Genomic DNA, 17,527 nt, shown 5'->3' on the forward strand with positions numbered 1-17,527 from the left:
TCTATTATTTCTTCTTGTCATACATTACCCAATAAATCATCCAGGTACAAATATAGACAAATATCCCACAGAAAACAACATCACTAAAAAAATGACCTCCCTGAGCCATTCTCATCAACCCTAATTCACCACCTGCAAATATCGCCGCTGAAAAAGCTAGTATTTTTTTCTTACGGGTTGCAACAAGAGGTATAAAAGCGAACAGCCAGAATCCCATAGAAGCATCTCCACAAACAAATGAACAGTTCTTACCACATTGTGAAGATATTACAAAAGGTGGCTGAAATATTTTATCGCCTTCAAACTGCTCTACCATGACAGGTCTTGGTCTACCCCAATGGTCTTTAAACACATAATTAACAACTAGACCAGGACCTACCCATAGACATACAGCTACAAAAAATATTGCTTTCCTATATTTAATTTTAAGCTTATCAATAAAAAGTGATCCAAGTAAAAATAAAATAACTACTACAGAGAAAATGATCGGCAAAAATCTAGCTAACCAGTGTAAAAAACCTAGAAAACCATCATAACCACCTATAAACTTATGGGTTGAAGAATTATAAAAATAGCTAGCTAGCTGAATATCAAGATGTGGAAAAATTAGAAAAAAAATCCATGCCAAAAAACAGATAACAAATCCTAATATAATATGAAATTTAGCCAAAACTTACCTCTATATGCTTATAGCTTAATAAATTAGTAGTATAGTCTAACATTTTTAGACTTTTTTTTGTTAGAATTATCAATTGGTTTTATACATTAATTTTAATACTTTTAGACTAAGATATTATGACAGAAAAAAATATAGACAGAAAGAATCATGCAGTTGGTAGATTAAAAATTACATTAGTTTTTATTCTAACTGCTACCATAATATATCTTTTTATAGCTCTCTTTAGCTTCAACATCAATGATCCTGGCTGGAGTAGTGTGTCATCTGAAACCACTATAAAAAACTATGCTGGGCCCGTAGGATCTTATATATCCAGCTTTATGTTTTCAATCTTTGGTGTGGTAGGATTCCTGATGCCTTTCTTACTTATAGATTTTGTCAGAGTATTACTTATCAAAAGAAAAGAGCGAAATTTAGGCTATATAATGTTTACTCTAAAAGCCATAGGTATCATTATTTTTATTCTAGGATGCTGTGGACTCTCTGAACTTTACCTGAGTTTTGCCAACTACTGGATGCCTCAACGTTCTGGTGGCATTATCGGCTATGAAACTACCAAACTGACAATAAAATATCTCGGTTCAGTTGGTGGAGCATTTTCCTTATTGATTTCATTACTTGTAGGTTTAACCCTATACTCAGGTACCACTTGGATATATTTATCTAAAAGCATTTTAATGTTATTTGGTAAAATCCTAAGCTATATAGCAAAAGCAAAACCTAAAAAAGATAAAAACAAAGATATAACAAATATTAATGACTTTGATGATTTTGAAAATAACTCACACACTAAAAACTTTAGTAAAAAAGATCCTTCTTCAACAGCCATAACACTCGAAAAAAGTAATGAAGCACCCAAAGAGGATACTTTTAGAAAAATATTAGATAAAACAAAAAGTAATAATGAGTTATTATTTAAAGATTCAAAAAAAGCAATCACAGAATCTGATAATGATAAGTTAGAAATAACAACTAAGCCTGTCGACACCCATGAAAACTTATCAACTAAGACTTCTAGTATAAATAATTTTAACAGAGAAAACCTCCCATCTCTTGAGCTATTAGCAAAACCTGACGCTAAAAAAACAATTATACCTCAATCTCTGCTTGATGAGACTTCCTCCCTACTAGAACAAACATTAAATGATTTTAACATAAATGCAAAAGTAGTCGCTGCATACCCTGGTCCTGTTATCACTAGATATGAAATAGATCTAGCCAGAGGGACAAAAGTAAGCAAGCTAACAAATATAGCTCAAGATTTAGCTCGCGCTTTATCAACAACAGCAGTAAGAGTCGTAGAAGTTATTCCTGGCAAACCATATGTTGGTCTAGAGCTTCCAAACCCAACTAGACAAATGGTGCGTATCTCAGAAGTATTATCATGTCCTGAGTTTATGAAATCAAAAGCTTCTACCTTAATGGGTATTGGCGTAGATATCTCTGGTAAGCCGACCTTTGCAGAACTTGCAAAAATGCCTCACTTATTAGTAGCAGGTACTACAGGATCAGGTAAATCTGTCGGTGTAAATGCAATGATCCTTAGTATGCTCTATAAATGCACTCCCGATCAACTTAAATTTATAATGATTGATCCTAAGATGCTTGAATTATCAATTTATGATGGCATTCCTCACTTACTGACACCGGTTGTGACAGATATGACAGAAGCAGCTAATTCTTTGCGCTGGTGTGTTAAAGAAATGGAACGTCGTTATGCTCTTATGTCTGCTGCTGGGGTCAGAAACATTGCTTTATTAAACGATAAAATCGAACAAGCTGAGAAAGTTGGCACCCCGTTAAAAGATACTATGTTTATCAAAATGAATCCCGAAAGAGCTCATGAAGCTCCAACCCTAACAAAAATGCCATACATAGTTGTAGTTGCTGATGAATTTGCGGATATGATCATGGTTGTTGGTAAAAAAGTCGAAGAGTTAATCGCAAGACTAGCTCAAAAAGCCAGAGCTGCAGGCATTCATATAATATTAGCTACACAGAGACCATCTGTTGATGTTGTAACAGGACTAATTAAAGCAAATATCCCTACAAGAATGTCATTTCAAGTATCTTCAAGAATAGACTCTAGAACAATCCTAGATCAGCAAGGAGCTGAACAATTGCTTGGACAAGGAGACATGCTCTATTTAAAACCTGGATTTGGTGCTCCAATACGTATCCACGGTGCATTTGTAGATGATGATGAAGTCCATAGAGTTGTTGAATCATGGAAAAAATATGGTGAACCAGAATATATAGAAGATATATTAGAGTCTTCAGAAGAATCAGAAAATGGATCATCTAATGCTGATGGAAATAGTGAGGATCCGCTATACAATGATGCTGTTGAAATAGTTATCAAAACACAAAAAGCTTCAATTTCTGCTGTTCAGCGCAAACTAAAAATAGGCTATAACCGTTCAGCAAGGCTAATGGAAGAAATGGAAGAAAATGGTATTGTTTCAGAAATGAATCAAAATGGCATGCGCGATGTCTTAATAAAGAGAGAGACTTAAATGAAAAAAATAATATTTTTTGTAATTCTAATACTAAACTTAAATTTAGGCTTAGCTAACTCAGCTCAAGAGCTTGTCCAGAAAATTAAAAACATTCAGTCTATGACTGCTAATTTTAATCAAAAATTAATTGATAGCCAGAATGACAACAATATTAATTCAAAAGGCAGTATGAGTCTTAAAAAACCACATTTCTTTAAATGGACAACCACATCACCTAACAACCAACTAATAGACTCTAATGGACAAAAACTATGGATATATGATGGAGATCTTGAACAACTTATAATAAAAAAAGTTTCAAACAATATAGCTCAATTTCCGTATCTTATTCTTCTATCTAAAAATGCCAATAATATTGATAAATTATTTACAGTTAAAGAGAAAGATAATAATAGCTATACTCTGATACCAAAAAATGACCAAATGATTAATAATATAACTATTAATTTTACAAAAGATGGCGAGCTTAAATCACTTGAGATTTCAACTTCTTTAAATCAGTTTACCAAAATTGAATTTTCAAACATAAAAACAAATATCAAAATCGATAATAATGATTTTGATTTCAAAACTCCAAAAGATACAGATGTAATTGACGAGTCAAAACCTTCTTTATAACTTATTTATCTTTATCTACCATATAAGCCCCTGCTGCACCGCCTGCTGCGCCTATACCAGCTACAGCAAGCCAGACGCAACCATTTAAATTAACAACCAACAATCCAAGAGTAAAGAACCTCATTATTTTTTTTATATAATTCATAATATTTATTATCTACAAGCCATGAATCATAATACCATTTTTAAATAGTTCTTTCCGCAATATGCTAGATGAAAATATATTAAAAATATATACAACAGACAGCATCAATATTTCAAAAAATAATATAAAGAAGTTTTTGATTTTACTTGATAGCTAAAATAAAAAACATAACAAACAATTAATATTACATTCCATCTAAAAAGCTTGTCTCTTTCTTTGACTCTCTTTTAAAAAGATTTCTATGTTTTAAAATTTCTTTTTTTTGTGATTCAGATTTCTGAGGATTAGCCTTATCAAAATCTTGCAAAAACCTATCTGCCTCACTTACATATGCTCTATCTTTCTTATTATCAAATAGGTGAGCTAATCTTAGTATAAGTTTCATCATAATACTAACCTCCTTTAGATATTAATAATTTATCTTGTAGCTTGAGAGTAATTATACTAAACTAGAAATCAAAGTCACCCATAAAAATAAAGCTTTTAAGTATTAGCAAATGAGGTTAAGCCAGAAGCCAAAAATAATTGGTGTTTTTTTAATGTTTTTAAGCCTAACTATGCTTACTCCTTTAATCATAAATTATGTTTATGATGGAACTAACACATATCCTTTTATACTAAGTTTCGGAGTAACATTTGCATCTGGATTTTTATTATGGTTTATCGCACGAAAATCTGACAAAAAACTATCTAATAGAGATGGTTTTCTCATAGTTACATTGGTTTGGGCTTTTGTAACTATATTTGGGGCTATACCATATATGACATTCCCAGGATTAAACTTATCTTTTACGCATGCTGTGTTTGAATCAATATCTGGATTTACCACAACCGGTGGTACTGTCATCGAAGGGCTCGATAAACTACCTAACAGTATCCTATTCTATCGCCAACAGACACAATTTTTTGGTGGTATGGGTATTATCGTATTATCTGTAGCTATCCTCCCTCTATTAGGAGTAGGTGGTATGCAATTATATAAAGCTGAAGTATCAGGTCAATTGAAAGATGATAAGATAGCACCAAAAATATCAAGTACTGCAAAAGCCCTATGGATGGTATACCTCCTACTTACGTTTTTATGCTTTATATCATATTTACTTGTCGGAATGGGACCTTTTGATGCCATATGCTATACCTTTTCAACTGTTTCAACTGGAGGCTTTGCCCCTTCTGATGCCAGCATGTCTGATAAATCTTTTGGCGTGCTCTTGGTCTGCGGAATATTTTTATTCTTAGGAGCAACTAGTTTTAAAGCCCACTACATAGCTTTATCAAAACTCAAAATTAGTCATTACTTAAAAAATGTTGAATTTAAAGCATACTTTTACTTTCTTTTTTTTACATCAATGATTGTTAGTATCACCATAATTGCTCATACAGACGATCTTACAAATGTATTCTCTATAGTTTCAAATAGCATTTTTCAAGTAGTATCTATTAGCTCTAGTGCGGGTTTCATTTCTGATAATAACTACTATCTATGGCCAAGTTTTTTACCTATAATGCTGATGTTTATAGCAATTATTGGTGGTTGTGGTGGCTCTACAGCAGGTGGCTTAAAAATGATTCGAGCAATTTTATTTAAAGAAAAAGCTATGCTAGAAGCCAAAAGAGTTATCCATCCTCAAGGTATATTTACTGTTAAGCTTGGTGATGTCCACATTTCAGAACAAGCCCTTAATCGAGTGTCTGGATTTATTTCTGTTTATATCATAATATTTGCTATTGGTTGGCTAGCTTTACTTGGATGTGGTTTAGATATTCCTACAGCTTTTTCTACTATTACAACAACCTTGTCCAATGTTGGGCCAGGACTAGGTGCTATAGGCTCAAACTTTAAAAACCTTCCAAATGAAGCGTTGTGGATATGCAATTTTGCCATGGTAGCTGGCCGTTTAGAAATATTTACCCTTCTAGTAATCTTTATGCCAGAGTTCTGGAGAAAATAACCTTAGAGCAATCCTCTAGCAACTAAATATGATAAATTACCGATTCGGTCATATTCTATACCATTAGCATAAGCTATGATTTTATAATCAATATTAGATTTAGCTCCTTGACAACCAAGGTTTAATAAAATATTTCTACCTGACAAATATGCAGTAAAAGATCCAGTTTTTGTTAATTCAGCTTTTGTACCATGAGGATCTTTTGTATAGCTAAACTTACAATTTTGGTTATCGCCAATATATATATTAACTTTAAATTTTGTCGGCTCTTTACTTAAAATATTTAATAGCCCAACTGGAGTATTATCAAAATCAAAACCAAAACGGTTATATGCTATTTTTTTTGATTTTGAATAGCTATGCTCAATCAAAGGTAAATTTTGAGCTGTTTGTGGTTGTGTCGCACAGCTAGCTAGTACTAAAGTACTAAATATAAGAAGTAATATTTTTTTTATTTGAAAATTCATATTATAAGGATAGATGCTCCATATCATACCAAAAGAATAAACCTTAAGACTATAATACGCAATAATTTATAGTAAGATATTTAATGGCTAAAATTAGCTATAAATAAACAGATTTATTCTTCAGTATCGACTTTTTCCTCTGCTTGCTGCTTTTTATAGTCATAATAATCTTTCATTGTAAGTCCTTTAGCCCTAAACTCAGCCTTTTCTGCTATCTCATCTAAACGTCTCTTAGAATAATCGATATGCTCAGGAGCATAGTCTTCAACCGGTTGTCCTTGAAGATTAAAACGCTGTTTAAGCTCAAACACCGCCTTATGGTAACGAGTATCTCCAACATAACGACGTAATACATTTCTAAGTATTTGCTTATCTGCAGGAGCAAAATGTTCATTTTGATATATGATTTCTATCTCTTCACTTATGCCTACTTTAAGAGGTTTCTTATTCATTGGATCAAAACATCTAGGGAAACGTTTACACAACCATTTAAATAATTTAGCTTCTTCTTTTTGTCTCTCTTTTTCAACATCCACATTAACTACAATTTCTTGGGTGGCTTCTAATTGAGGGTTTTGCAACTCATCAACAATCTTGTTATTTATCCTATGTCCATACTGAGGGATGCGGATAAAAGACGTATCTCTATCTTCAACCTTAGCTTGAGATGGCGCCCTGCTTGGATTAGGATTAGATTTATTTCTAGTGATATTTTTATCCCTAGCTTGCTTCATTCTAGAAGTTTTTTCTTCGATCTTAGAGGAGCCACCTAATAGAGACTGCAACAAGGAAAAGTCATTTAATTTGTTTCTACCGTCAGACATTTTTTATATATTTGTTTATAAAGCTTTTAGCTATTTATATATTTAGCTACTATCGTACTACAAAATCAACCCTTTTAGCAAGCAATAAAGTTTATCGATATATTTTTTTAATATCTTAGATAAATAACATTGACAAAAAGTATAATTTAAATATAATATTCTACATTCTTGTGGCTATGTAGCTCAGTTGGTTAGAGCACAGCATTCATAATGCTGGGGTCGGTGGTTCAAGTCCACTCATAGCTACCACAAAGATTTCCCTTTAAATATAATACTTTACAGAAGATTATATTCACAATAAAATTTACCCTTAAAACTTACTCAGGTAACACATAGGTAACAAAAAGTTTTATTTTTTGTACATTTTTTAAATGCTATTTCTCTAACAAATTACTATAATATTTAAACTATGTATGTGTAATTAGTCTAATAGAGCCAAAATATAGTTAATCTGATAATATTGTGCTAAAGACGTGAGTAATAGCATCAGATAAATTATCAAAAGAATTATTTACTTTTCTTAAAATTCTTTTAAAATTGGCCCAAATTTTTTCTATAGGATTTAAATCAGGAGAATAAGCAGGAAGGTATAGTATCTGTATATCAAACTTCTCTGCTATTTTAGCCAATTTAGGAGACTTATGAAAACTAGCATTATCCATAACAACAGTAGTCTTTGGAATTAACTCAGGACATAAATGCTCTTCAAACCACTGATTAAAAATTTGAGTATCTGTATATCCAGTATACTCTAGCGGTGCTATAATCTTCTTTTCTAAATAGTTATAACCAGCAACTATACTTTTTCTCTGAGTTTGATAAGCAATAACTTCACCATAGCTAGGTTTACCAACAAGAGACCATCCTCTTAGTACAGACTGTTTATTATCCATACCCATTTCATCTAAATATACAAGTTTGTTAGGTTCAATAGTCTCAACAACCTCTATAAAACTTTGCCTATCTTGTTCTTTTCTTTGCTTATATTTAGGTGTCTTTTTTTAAAACTAAAACCAAGTCTGGTAAGACAATCATAAAATGTGCTTCTAGGTATTTCAGGAGCTAATGCTTCTCTAATATCTAAAGCCATTGCATCTGGATATGTTCTTAAGTAGCTTTCTATCGCTTCCTTATCTGTAAAGGTTGCTACTCTACCGCAACCCAAGCCTTGCTTAGATTTATAATCACCAGTTGTCTCGTATAAGTTTATCCAAGATCTAGTAGTACGGATATCTATATTAAAAAAATTACTTAGCTCTTTGTCTGTTAGGCCTTCTTTATATTTAGTTATTACGATATCTCTGAAATCTTGGCTATATGATGACATTTTTTCTAAATATTATAACATTATTGTCAAATAACTATCGGATTAACTATATCATACATTTCTTGCTCTTTTGTGCCGTTTGTAATTAAATTTAACAACACTATTAATACATCTAACATGCTCAATACCTTCTTATTTCTATTATTTAATAACCTGTCTATGGATACTACGGTCGTAGCCGTATTTTTATTTTTTTAAACTTCACACCCTAACCTCACCGCTCATCAACTTAGGCAACAAAGTATCTCTAGTCTGTTCTAGTGATTTTATTTGTTTTTGGTTTGTATCTATTTTAGAAAATATATCTTTTACAATATTTTCAAATTTTAGCATTAAATTTTTAGGTGGTTTCAATAAATCTAAATCCATAATTTGAGCTGGGTAAATATGAGGTTGAGCACTACCTGTTTGATTATCAAATAAGATTTGTTGATTAATTTTCAAAAAAATATAAAAAAAGTAAACATAATCTGTAATCGTACTATCAATAAAAGATGAGTCAGAAGACCAAACTTCTGACAAATATAATCTTACATATCCAGCATTAGCACCTGATGCACTAATAGTTACAACAGGACTTTTAGTGTTAAAGTCATCATGATAGCAAGATGGCTCTAAACCACCAGCCACAACTGGATAATCACCACCTTTTGCTTGCTTTTTAGTTATATTTTTACCTTTTTTTGGCTCTATTAAATTTCCAAGCTTAACTTCCTCCCATCCCTCATCAGCCTTTTCAATAAACCACTCTCTAAATAGAGTTTGAGCCATATCTTCCAGGGTTTGGTTTTGTTGGTGTAAAAGGTTGATTTTGTCATCAAGGCTAGATAGCACTTCGGCTATGGCTTTCTGTTCGGCTAGTGGTGGGAGGTTTATTGCATAGCTTAATAAGACCTTAATTTGCATATTGGGTTGAGATGAAGTTCCTCCAGAAATTGACTCTATAAAGCTTTTGAAATTATCTGTTCTAAAAGAATAATATAGGAATTTAGGTATAGAATAATCACGATTAGTTCTAATCCTAATTAATCCATTATTAAATACAGACCTTAAATCTGAATAAATAAACCTATTTACACCAATTGTTGCTCCTGTTCTGGCAATTACAATATCGTTTTTTTTAAGCTGAAATTTGTTAAAATTCTTTGCTTCAACCTGTGTAAATCCCCAATCTTTAAACTTTTTATTTTGTGATATATCTTGGATTCTAATGCACTTAATACCAGTATCCAATTCTACAATTGGTGCTCTTTTAATGGCATCAAGCCGAGTATTAGCTATATCAACGATTTCATTAATTTCTAATTCTTTCCAGCCTTCTGGTAATTCTGTATTACTCATTAGCATTGCCCTCATATAACATATTCATCACCAATTTAATTATTATTTCTTTTTGATCTGGGTTTGATTGTGCTACAAGTAGAGCTACAGATACTAGCGTATTGTCGTTTATTTTAGCTTCTCCATTTGGTTTATTGAGTATGCCATTTTTATGTAAAAACAATACAAACAGATATGCACCTATTCGCTTATTACCATCATTAAACGGATGTCCTTTGATGATGTAGTATAGTAGATTAGCAGCCTTACTCTCAAGTGATGGTAACAAATCGACACCTCCAAAACTTTGGTAGATATTGCGTAGATTTCCCTTTAGCTCGCCTGCTTTTTCTTGCCCAAAAAGTTCTGTTGCTTCACCTTTGTCAATTAGAGTATTTTTTAGCTCTGCTATAGCCTCTTTCGCCTCATCATAATCAAGAATGAATTTTGATTCTTTAGTTTGAGTTATCTCTTCTAAGCTTTGGTCATCATACCCTTGCAGTAGTGCCCAACTTTTAGCATAGCTACTGATTATCTCAACAAAACCTTTTGCCTCGACGGTGCTTAGCTCTCTATTATCTAAACTTTGTCTTATAAGCTGTATAGTTTGGTCTAACTCTGCTAGTTTTTTATGTTGTAGTTTGTCTTTGTTGAGTGCATAGCCTTGTATTAAATACTCTTTTAAAACTTTAGTTGCCCATATACGAAACTGTGTAGCTTTTTTACTATTTACTCTATAGCCAATAGATATAATCGCATCAAGGTTGTAAATCTTTGTTTTTTGAGATTGCTGTTTGCCCTGTATTGCACCATGTTTGGTGGTGTGTTCCAAAATGGAACATACCACATTTTCATCAAGCTCATTACTTTTAAATATATTACTTAGATGCTTTGTAATTGCTGGTCTTTGAACATCAAAAAGCTCTGCTATCTGTTTTTGACTCAGCCAAATACTTTCATTTTCTACAGTAGTTTTTAACTCTATATTTCCATCTTCATAAATAACTATATCACTCATAAATCAAATCTCATGTTAATCAAGAGATTCTGAATCAAGTTCAGAATGACTATCCATTTTTATATTAGCCAGATTATCCATTATTCGCTTGTTTAGCTCTTCTTCTTGAGCCATTTGCTCTGCTAATTGAGTTTTTAAGCTAGTAAATCTTTCTGTAAAGTCAAAATCATCTTCCACCTCTTCTAAACCAACATATCTACCAGGTGTTAGTACATAGTTTAGCTCTGCTACTTCATCATAACTTGCAGATTTACAGAAGCCTTTGATGTCTTCATATTTAGGAGATTTTGTTTTCCAATTATGATAAGTATTAGCTATTTCTTGATTTTCTTCTTCACTAAACTCTTTTGTTCTACGGTTTATTAGATGACCTTTATTTCTAGCATCTATAAAGAGTATATCTTTTGTAGTACGACCTCGCTTCATAAACCAAATACTAGCTGGTATCTGTGTATTTAAAAATAATTTTGCTGGTAGATTCACCACACAATCAACAAGATTAGTATCTATAAGAGCCTTACGAATATCACCCTCACCAGAAGTGTTAGAAGTCAAAGCACCCTTTGCTAATACAAACCCTGCTGTGCCTGTCGGTGCTAAGTGATACAAGAAATGCTGTATCCAACCATAATTTGCATTACCTACTGGAGGTGTGCCGTATTGCCACCTAGCATCATTCCTAAGAAGCTCACCACTCCAATCACTGACATTAAACGGTGGGTTTGCGATTATATAATCTGCTTTTAAATCTTTATGAGCATTGTTTAAAAAAGAACCCTCTGAATTCCATTTCACTTGAGAACTATCTATACCACGAATAGCAAGGTTCATCTTACATAGTCGCCAAGTAGTTTGGTTTGACTCCTGACCATATATAGAAATATCGTTGATTTTACCCTGATGCTCTGTGATAAATTTCTCAGACTGGACAAACATACCTCCACTACCACAACACGGATCAAATACCCTACCCTTGTATGGTTCAAGCATCCTGACCATCAGTTCAACTACTGACTTTGGCGTATAGAACTGTCCACCCTGTTTACCCTCTGCTAGTGCAAACTCACCCAAGAAATACTCAAACACATGACCTAACACATCCGCACTACGACTTTTTGCATCACCGATTGATATATTACCAATCTCATCTATAAGCTCACCAAGTATTGCAGAACCTAAATTATCCTTTGAATAAACCTTTGGTAGCACACCTTTTAGAGATGGATTCTCTCGCTCTATTTCTTCCATAGCATCATCTACTAACTTACCGATATTTGGTAGTTTTGCATTAGCTAGCAAACTAGACCATCTCGCGGTTTGTGGCACAAAGAATATATTATCTTCTAGGTATTCATCTTTATCTTCTGGATCTGCCCACTCTTCTGATTGAAGTTGCTCATATCTCTCTTCAAAGCTATCAGATATATATTTTAAAAATACTAAGCCAAGTACCACATGTTTATATTCTGCTGCATCAATGTTTTTTCTAAGCTTATCTGCTGCTTTCCATAAAGTAACTTCTATAGATTGTGTAGTTGTTTTCGGTGCTTTTGCCATTAGGATAAAAAATTAAATATTTATAGTTAAATTTTACCAAAAAAAGTAAGTAAAAGAATGTACGTTTTAAAAATGAAGAAAGAAAAGTTTTTTATATAAATACAGCAGTTTGATTATCAACTTTAAAAGTGTTGATTTTGCCTGATAGCTCAATATCACGAGCTAGAGATTCAAAGTCGATATAGTATTGTAAATGTTGCGGTACTGTTGAAATATCAGTAGTTTCTTCTGCATAGTCTACAATTGAGTCATAGTAGCCAATGAAACGATCATTTAGCATCTCTATAGTTTCATCAATGCTATTTGTATAGTTATAAGTTTCTATGAAAAGCTCACCATGTTCTACTATATTTTCAGCTACTTGAGAAATAATCTCTAAGCTTTCATACTCTGATAATCTCAAGTCATCAAAATCATCATAGTCATGTATAACCCATTCTTCTGCATCAGCCATTGGTGAACCAGCTAAAATCTCTGAGATTTCTTCTTCTAAATCACTAGCATCTTGGTTTGCGTCAATCCATTTATCGTATAAGATACCATTGTTATAGCTTGCTAGACATGCGATATAAATTTTAGGCTCGTAGTTGTTAGTCATTTTATCTTCCTTTTGTTTTACTGTTACAACAACTTGAAGGACGCCAATTACAAAACATATCAAATCACGGTGGAACTCATAGGCAAAACCTTGATTTTATATGGTTATTGGCAAACTGTTTTGGTGTAATCAGTTGCAAAAGGTATCAAAGATAAAATATCAACAATGAGCTTATTTTACTCCTCGCACCAGCAAGGCTAGGCAATGGTTATCTAGGTATTTATGGATTAGCAAAGTTAGATGTTTTTAGAAGTTAGAAAGATTGATTTTAGTAGTAATAAGTTCGAAATTAATGTGAGTAATTCTAAAGAGAATATAAAATTGCTATATATAAAAGTTGATTCAATAGAAAATGAAGTTTTACTGTGGAGGCATTTAGACTCAGAGAAATCTAAATACTACAAGAAAATGTTGCAAGAGTTGTTATAGTTAATCCGATAGTTATTTGACAATAATGTTATAATATTTAGAAAAAATGTCATCATATAGCCAAGATTTCAGAGATATCGTAATAACTAAATATAAAGAAGGCCTAACAGACAAAGAGCTAAGTAATTTTTTTAATATAGATATCCGTACTACTAGATCTTGGATAAACTTATACGAGACAACTGGTGATTATAAATCTAAGCAAGGCTTGGGTTGCGGTAGAGTAGCAACCTTTACAGATAAGGAAGCGATAGAAAGCTACTTAAGAACATATCCAGATGCAATGGCTTTAGATATTAGAGAAGCATTAGCTCCTGAAATACCTAGAAGCACATTTTATGATTGTCTTACCAGACTTGGTTTTAGTTTTAAAAAAAGACACCTAAATATAAGCAAAGAAAAGAACAAGATAGGCAAAGTTTTATAGAGGTTGTTGAGACTATTGAACCTAACAAACTTGTATATTTAGATGAAATGGGTATGGATAATAAACAGTCTGTACTAAGAGGATGGTCTCTTGTTGGTAAACCTAGCTATGGTGAAGTTATTGCTTATCAAACTCAGAGAAAAAGTATAGTTGCTGGTTATAACTATTTAGAAAAGAAGATTATAGCACCGCTAGAGTATACTGGATATACAGATACTCAAATTTTTAATCAGTGGTTTGAAGAGCATTTATGTCCTGAGTTAATTCCAAAGACTACTGTTGTTATGGATAATGCTAGTTTTCATAAGTCTCCTAAATTGGCTAAAATAGCAGAGAAGTTTGATATACAGATACTATACCTTCCTGCTTATTCTCCTGATTTAAATCCTATAGAAAAAATTTGGGCCAATTTTAAAAGAATTTTAAGAAAAGTAAATAATTCTTTTGATAATTTATCTGATGCTATTACTCACGTCTTTAGCACAATATTATCAGATTAACTATATCAATTAGGCTACACAGTTAATGCAGTAGCTATTGATGGCAAGAGAGGCTTAAATACAGTGTTTAAAGGCTATCCAATACAAATGCGTTATTTTCATCAAAAGAAAATAGTAGATAGATACATTACTAAAAATCCAAAGTTAGAAGCTAGCATAGAATTACAAAAATACTTGATAGACTTACCAAAACAACAGAAACTAGATTTAAAAATAAACTGCAAGAATGGTATACAGAATATGAAGATTTCTTAAATGAAATGACTATAAATTATGATACTGGAGAAGCTATTTATACTCACTACAAACTGAGAGCTGCTTATGCTAGTTTATGCTCTAATTTGGACTACTTATTTACTTATAAAAATCTTCCTAGTTTATCTATCACAAATACTACAAACCATCTTGATGGTAGTAAATTTTCTGACCTTAAAAATAGGATTAGAGTTCATAGAGGTTTAGCAAAACAATTAAAGAAAAAAGTAGTCTATTTTTTCATGATTAATAATGGTAAAAGTTCTGAAATAGACCCTATTTTTTTCAATTAGCTCAAAATTTTTCGAGAATTAAAAACTGGCGGAGAGGAAGAGATTCGAACTCTCGATAGCTGTTAAGCTATACACGCTTTCCAGGCGTGCGCCTTCAACCACTCGGCCACCTCTCCAAAGAAATACAAAGTATACATTAAAAAATCATTTTTTTACAGATATAACACTTTAAATTATTATAACTTCTAGATAGCTTATTCCAGCTATACTTAGTTATAGTTAATCTGATAATATTGTGCTAAAGACGTGAGTAATAGCATCAGATAAATTATCAAAAGAATTATTTACTTTTCTTAAAATTCTTTTAAAATTGGCCCAAATTTTTTCTATAGGATTTAAATCAGGAGAATAAGCAGGAAGGTATAGTATCTGTATATCAAACTTCTCTGCTATTTTAGCCAATTTAGGAGACTTATGAAAACTAGCATTATCCATAACAACAGTAGTCTTTGGAATTAACTCAGGACATAAATGCTCTTCAAACCACTGATTAAAAATTTGAGTATCTGTATATCCAGTATACTCTAGCGGTGCTATAATCTTCTTTTCTAAATAGTTATAACCAGCAACTATACTTTTTCTCTGAGTTTGATAAGCAATAACTTCACCATAGCTAGGTTTACCAACAAGAGACCATCCTCTTAGTACAGACTGTTTATTATCCATACCCATTTCATCTAAATATACAAGTTTGTTAGGTTCAATAGTCTCAACAACCTCTATAAAACTTTGCCTATCTTGTTCTTTTCTTTGCTTATATTTAGGTGTCTTTTTTTAAAACTAAAACCAAGTCTGGTAAGACAATCATAAAATGTGCTTCTAGGTATTTCAGGAGCTAATGCTTCTCTAATATCTAAAGCCATTGCATCTGGATATGTTCTTAAGTAGCTTTCTATCGCTTCCTTATCTGTAAAGGTTGCTACTCTACCGCAACCCAAGCCTTGCTTAGATTTATAATCACCAGTTGTCTCGTATAAGTTTATCCAAGATCTAGTAGTACGGATATCTATATTAAAAAAATTACTTAGCTCTTTGTCTGTTAGGCCTTCTTTATATTTAGTTATTACGATATCTCTGAAATCTTGGCTATATGATGACATTTTTTCTAAATATTATAACATTATTGTCAAATAACTATCGGATTAACTATATTCAACTATTATTTTATAAAAAAAATTTTGCAAAACTTATAGAAACATTACCACTGCAGATATAAACATTAATGCTATAAATAAAAGCTTTAGTAATCTAGGAGATATTATTCCGAGGTATTTAACTGCTAACAAACTACCAATAACTGAAAATGGTATAGCTGATAAGAGTAATGGCATACTTAAATAACCATATGTATTTGGTACATCAATACTTATTCCATACACTAACATCACCGTAGCAATACTTGAGCTAATTACCACACATACACTAGCTATTGAAATAGCCTTTTTTATATCAACACCTGTTTTTATAAAAAACATTGTCACGAATGTTGTTGAAGTTGCTAATATGCTTAAAACCCCGCAAGCTCCACATATTGGATACGCCACTTTTCTTGATAACTTAACGATTTTACTATCATTATGTAAGATCATCCAGATACCACTTAATACCAGTATTATTGAAAATATGTGTTTTAATAATACTGCATCTATATGCTTAACGATCAAGCCACCTATGATAGCTCCTACAGCCAAGATAATTAAGTAATATTTTAGTTCCCCAAATTGGATATTACCCTTTCGATAATGCTTATATGTTGCAATTATACTCAAACATATAGACATACCACAACATGTAGCTAATGCTATTTGCATTGCAGAATTTACCCCATACACATGCAGTATAATATAATAAAAAGCAGGGGTCGCTATCAGCCCAGCCCCACCTCCTAAAAGTGTAGAGATAAAACTAGCAAAAAAGCCCACAATGGCTCCTAATATTAATAACATATTTTTTCCTTTTATTAGATTTATTTAAGATAGTTATAGACAGTAGCTCGACTAATACCTAGCGCTCTGGCAATATATTGACTAGCATTTTTACCATCCAAAGCCCCTTCTTTTTTTAGCTCCAGAATCAAATTTTTCTTCTGATCTCGTGTTAAATGATCTACAGACAAACTCATCTTTATACAATATTTTTGTACAAATTTATTTATTTTTTCATACAAAGTATCTCTAAACAAACTTTGCTTCTGCTCTGACATCTTGAGATCATTATTTGTTAGAAATATATTTATTAGGTTTTGATATTTATCAAATACAGATACATCTAAATTTATACATAAGCCACCTATTGCATTATTATCATTATCTCTAATTACAGTGATAATACATTTCATTTTTCGACCATCATAATTCAATTTATCATAAGGCCCTATTACGTTAGAAACCTCATCATATATTATTGTATCAATATGATCTAAATATGATGAATCGCCAGCTTCTCTTTTAGATAATGAATTAATTATCATTTCTATTTTATTTTTATTTAGATCATGAATAACAACCTCAGCAAAAGGACTTAAGAGCTTACTTATAGCTTCAGCCACACCAACATAAGCCTCTAATTCAAACCTCATATTTTTTATTTAATTCTATTT

The 17,527-nt window shown here is 32.0% G+C and carries 18 protein-coding genes and 2 tRNA genes; 6 read left to right on the forward strand and 14 right to left on the reverse strand.

The annotated features are described in order from the left end of the window. Positions 1–4 precede the first annotated feature (4 nt). Positions 5–670: a lipid A 4'-phosphatase LpxF gene (gene lpxF, locus ACR0PV_RS09055; RefSeq protein WP_488172768.1), complete on the reverse strand. Its 666-nt coding sequence runs from the start codon at positions 668–670 to the stop codon at positions 5–7. Between the two features lie 125 nt (positions 671–795). On the opposite strand from lpxF, the gene ACR0PV_RS09060 reads away from it, so the two are divergent. Together ACR0PV_RS09060 and lolA are read left to right on the forward strand one after the other, a co-directional pair. Continuing rightward, complete coding sequence (locus ACR0PV_RS09060) at positions 796–3,195, forward strand: DNA translocase FtsK (protein ID WP_488172769.1); 2,400 nt, start codon at positions 796–798, stop codon at positions 3,193–3,195. After that, complete coding sequence (gene lolA / locus ACR0PV_RS09065; RefSeq protein ID WP_488172770.1) at positions 3,196–3,816, forward strand: outer membrane lipoprotein periplasmic chaperone LolA; 621 nt, start codon at positions 3,196–3,198, stop codon at positions 3,814–3,816. It begins immediately after the preceding gene. Position 3,817: 1 nt separating this feature from the next. Here lolA and ACR0PV_RS09070 read toward each other — a convergent pair whose 3' ends face one another. Continuing rightward, on the reverse strand, positions 3,818–3,961 hold the full coding sequence (locus ACR0PV_RS09070; RefSeq protein ID WP_488172771.1) for a hypothetical protein: 144 nt from the start codon (positions 3,959–3,961) through the stop codon (positions 3,818–3,820). 184 nt (positions 3,962–4,145) lie between these two features. Next, positions 4,146–4,349, reverse strand: a complete 204-nt coding sequence (locus tag ACR0PV_RS09075) for a CBU_0585 family protein (protein WP_488172772.1) — start codon at positions 4,347–4,349, stop codon at positions 4,146–4,148. A gap of 109 nt (positions 4,350–4,458) precedes the next feature. On the opposite strand from ACR0PV_RS09075, the gene ACR0PV_RS09080 reads away from it, so the two are divergent. After that, entirely contained in the window at positions 4,459–5,913 is a 1,455-nt protein-coding gene (locus ACR0PV_RS09080) for a potassium transporter TrkG (protein WP_488172773.1), read from the forward strand. Between the two features lie 2 nt (positions 5,914–5,915). On the opposite strand, the gene ACR0PV_RS09085 is transcribed toward ACR0PV_RS09080, so the two are convergent. Both ACR0PV_RS09085 and ACR0PV_RS09090 read right to left on the reverse strand, forming a co-directional pair. Further along, on the reverse strand, positions 5,916–6,380 hold the full coding sequence (locus ACR0PV_RS09085) for an FTL_1709 family lipoprotein (protein ID WP_488172774.1): 465 nt from the start codon (positions 6,378–6,380) through the stop codon (positions 5,916–5,918). A gap of 113 nt (positions 6,381–6,493) precedes the next feature. Continuing rightward, positions 6,494–7,204, reverse strand: coding sequence for a ProQ/FINO family protein (locus ACR0PV_RS09090; RefSeq protein WP_488172775.1), 711 nt, complete (start codon positions 7,202–7,204; stop codon positions 6,494–6,496). A 172-nt stretch (positions 7,205–7,376) separates the two neighbouring features. Between ACR0PV_RS09090 and ACR0PV_RS09095 the strand changes: the two genes are divergently transcribed. Then, positions 7,377–7,453, forward strand: a tRNA-Met gene (locus tag ACR0PV_RS09095). Between the two features lie 197 nt (positions 7,454–7,650). Here ACR0PV_RS09095 and ACR0PV_RS09100 read toward each other — a convergent pair. The 5 genes from ACR0PV_RS09100 to ACR0PV_RS09120 form a co-directional block, all read right to left on the reverse strand. After that, a protein-coding gene (locus tag ACR0PV_RS09100; protein ID WP_488172194.1) for an IS630 family transposase occupies positions 7,651–8,531 on the reverse strand; the annotation gives its coding sequence in 2 pieces (ribosomal slippage) (positions 7,651–8,207 and positions 8,207–8,531; 882 coding nt in all). A 201-nt stretch (positions 8,532–8,732) separates the two neighbouring features. After that, positions 8,733–9,872: a restriction endonuclease subunit S gene (locus tag ACR0PV_RS09105; RefSeq protein ID WP_488172776.1), complete on the reverse strand. Its 1,140-nt coding sequence runs from the start codon at positions 9,870–9,872 to the stop codon at positions 8,733–8,735. Beyond that, positions 9,865–10,869: a virulence RhuM family protein/type II toxin-antitoxin system death-on-curing family toxin gene (locus ACR0PV_RS09110; protein WP_488172777.1), complete on the reverse strand. Its 1,005-nt coding sequence runs from the start codon at positions 10,867–10,869 to the stop codon at positions 9,865–9,867. The genes ACR0PV_RS09105 and ACR0PV_RS09110 overlap by 8 nt, the downstream gene beginning before the upstream one ends. 15 nt (positions 10,870–10,884) lie before the next feature. Further along, positions 10,885–12,426 (reverse strand): type I restriction-modification system subunit M, encoded by a 1,542-nt coding sequence (locus ACR0PV_RS09115; RefSeq protein ID WP_488172778.1) that lies wholly within the window; start codon positions 12,424–12,426, stop codon positions 10,885–10,887. A 91-nt stretch (positions 12,427–12,517) separates the two neighbouring features. Further along, positions 12,518–13,024 (reverse strand): antirestriction protein ArdA, encoded by a 507-nt coding sequence (locus ACR0PV_RS09120; protein WP_488172779.1) that lies wholly within the window; start codon positions 13,022–13,024, stop codon positions 12,518–12,520. 475 nt (positions 13,025–13,499) lie between these two features. Here ACR0PV_RS09120 and ACR0PV_RS09125 point away from each other — a divergent pair. Further along, positions 13,500–14,380 (forward strand): IS630 family transposase gene (locus ACR0PV_RS09125; protein WP_488172194.1). Its coding sequence is split into 2 segments (ribosomal slippage): positions 13,500–13,824 and positions 13,824–14,380, totalling 882 coding nucleotides; the frame shifts between segments, so codons are not numbered across the junction. A gap of 260 nt (positions 14,381–14,640) precedes the next feature. Then, positions 14,641–14,928 (forward strand): hypothetical protein, encoded by a 288-nt coding sequence (locus tag ACR0PV_RS09130; protein WP_488172780.1) that lies wholly within the window; start codon positions 14,641–14,643, stop codon positions 14,926–14,928. 26 nt (positions 14,929–14,954) lie between these two features. Here the strand turns inward: ACR0PV_RS09130 and ACR0PV_RS09135 are convergent. From ACR0PV_RS09135 to ACR0PV_RS09150, 4 genes are all read right to left on the reverse strand, one after another. Then, positions 14,955–15,044 (reverse strand) — tRNA-Ser (locus tag ACR0PV_RS09135). A 103-nt stretch (positions 15,045–15,147) separates the two neighbouring features. Further along, positions 15,148–16,028, reverse strand: a protein-coding gene (locus ACR0PV_RS09140; protein WP_488172194.1) for an IS630 family transposase whose coding sequence is annotated in 2 segments (ribosomal slippage) — positions 15,148–15,704 and positions 15,704–16,028 — 882 coding nt in all. Because the reading frame shifts where the segments join, the coding sequence is not laid out codon by codon here. An 87-nt stretch (positions 16,029–16,115) separates the two neighbouring features. Further along, positions 16,116–16,874 carry a sulfite exporter TauE/SafE family protein gene (locus tag ACR0PV_RS09145; RefSeq protein WP_488172781.1) on the reverse strand — a complete coding sequence of 253 codons (759 nt, stop codon included), beginning with the start codon at positions 16,872–16,874 and terminating at the stop codon, positions 16,116–16,118. A gap of 20 nt (positions 16,875–16,894) precedes the next feature. Then, positions 16,895–17,506, reverse strand: a complete 612-nt coding sequence (locus ACR0PV_RS09150; RefSeq protein WP_488172782.1) for a helix-turn-helix transcriptional regulator — start codon at positions 17,504–17,506, stop codon at positions 16,895–16,897. Positions 17,507–17,527 lie beyond the last annotated feature (21 nt).

This window comes from Francisella sp. AG1 (genome assembly GCF_057683165.1).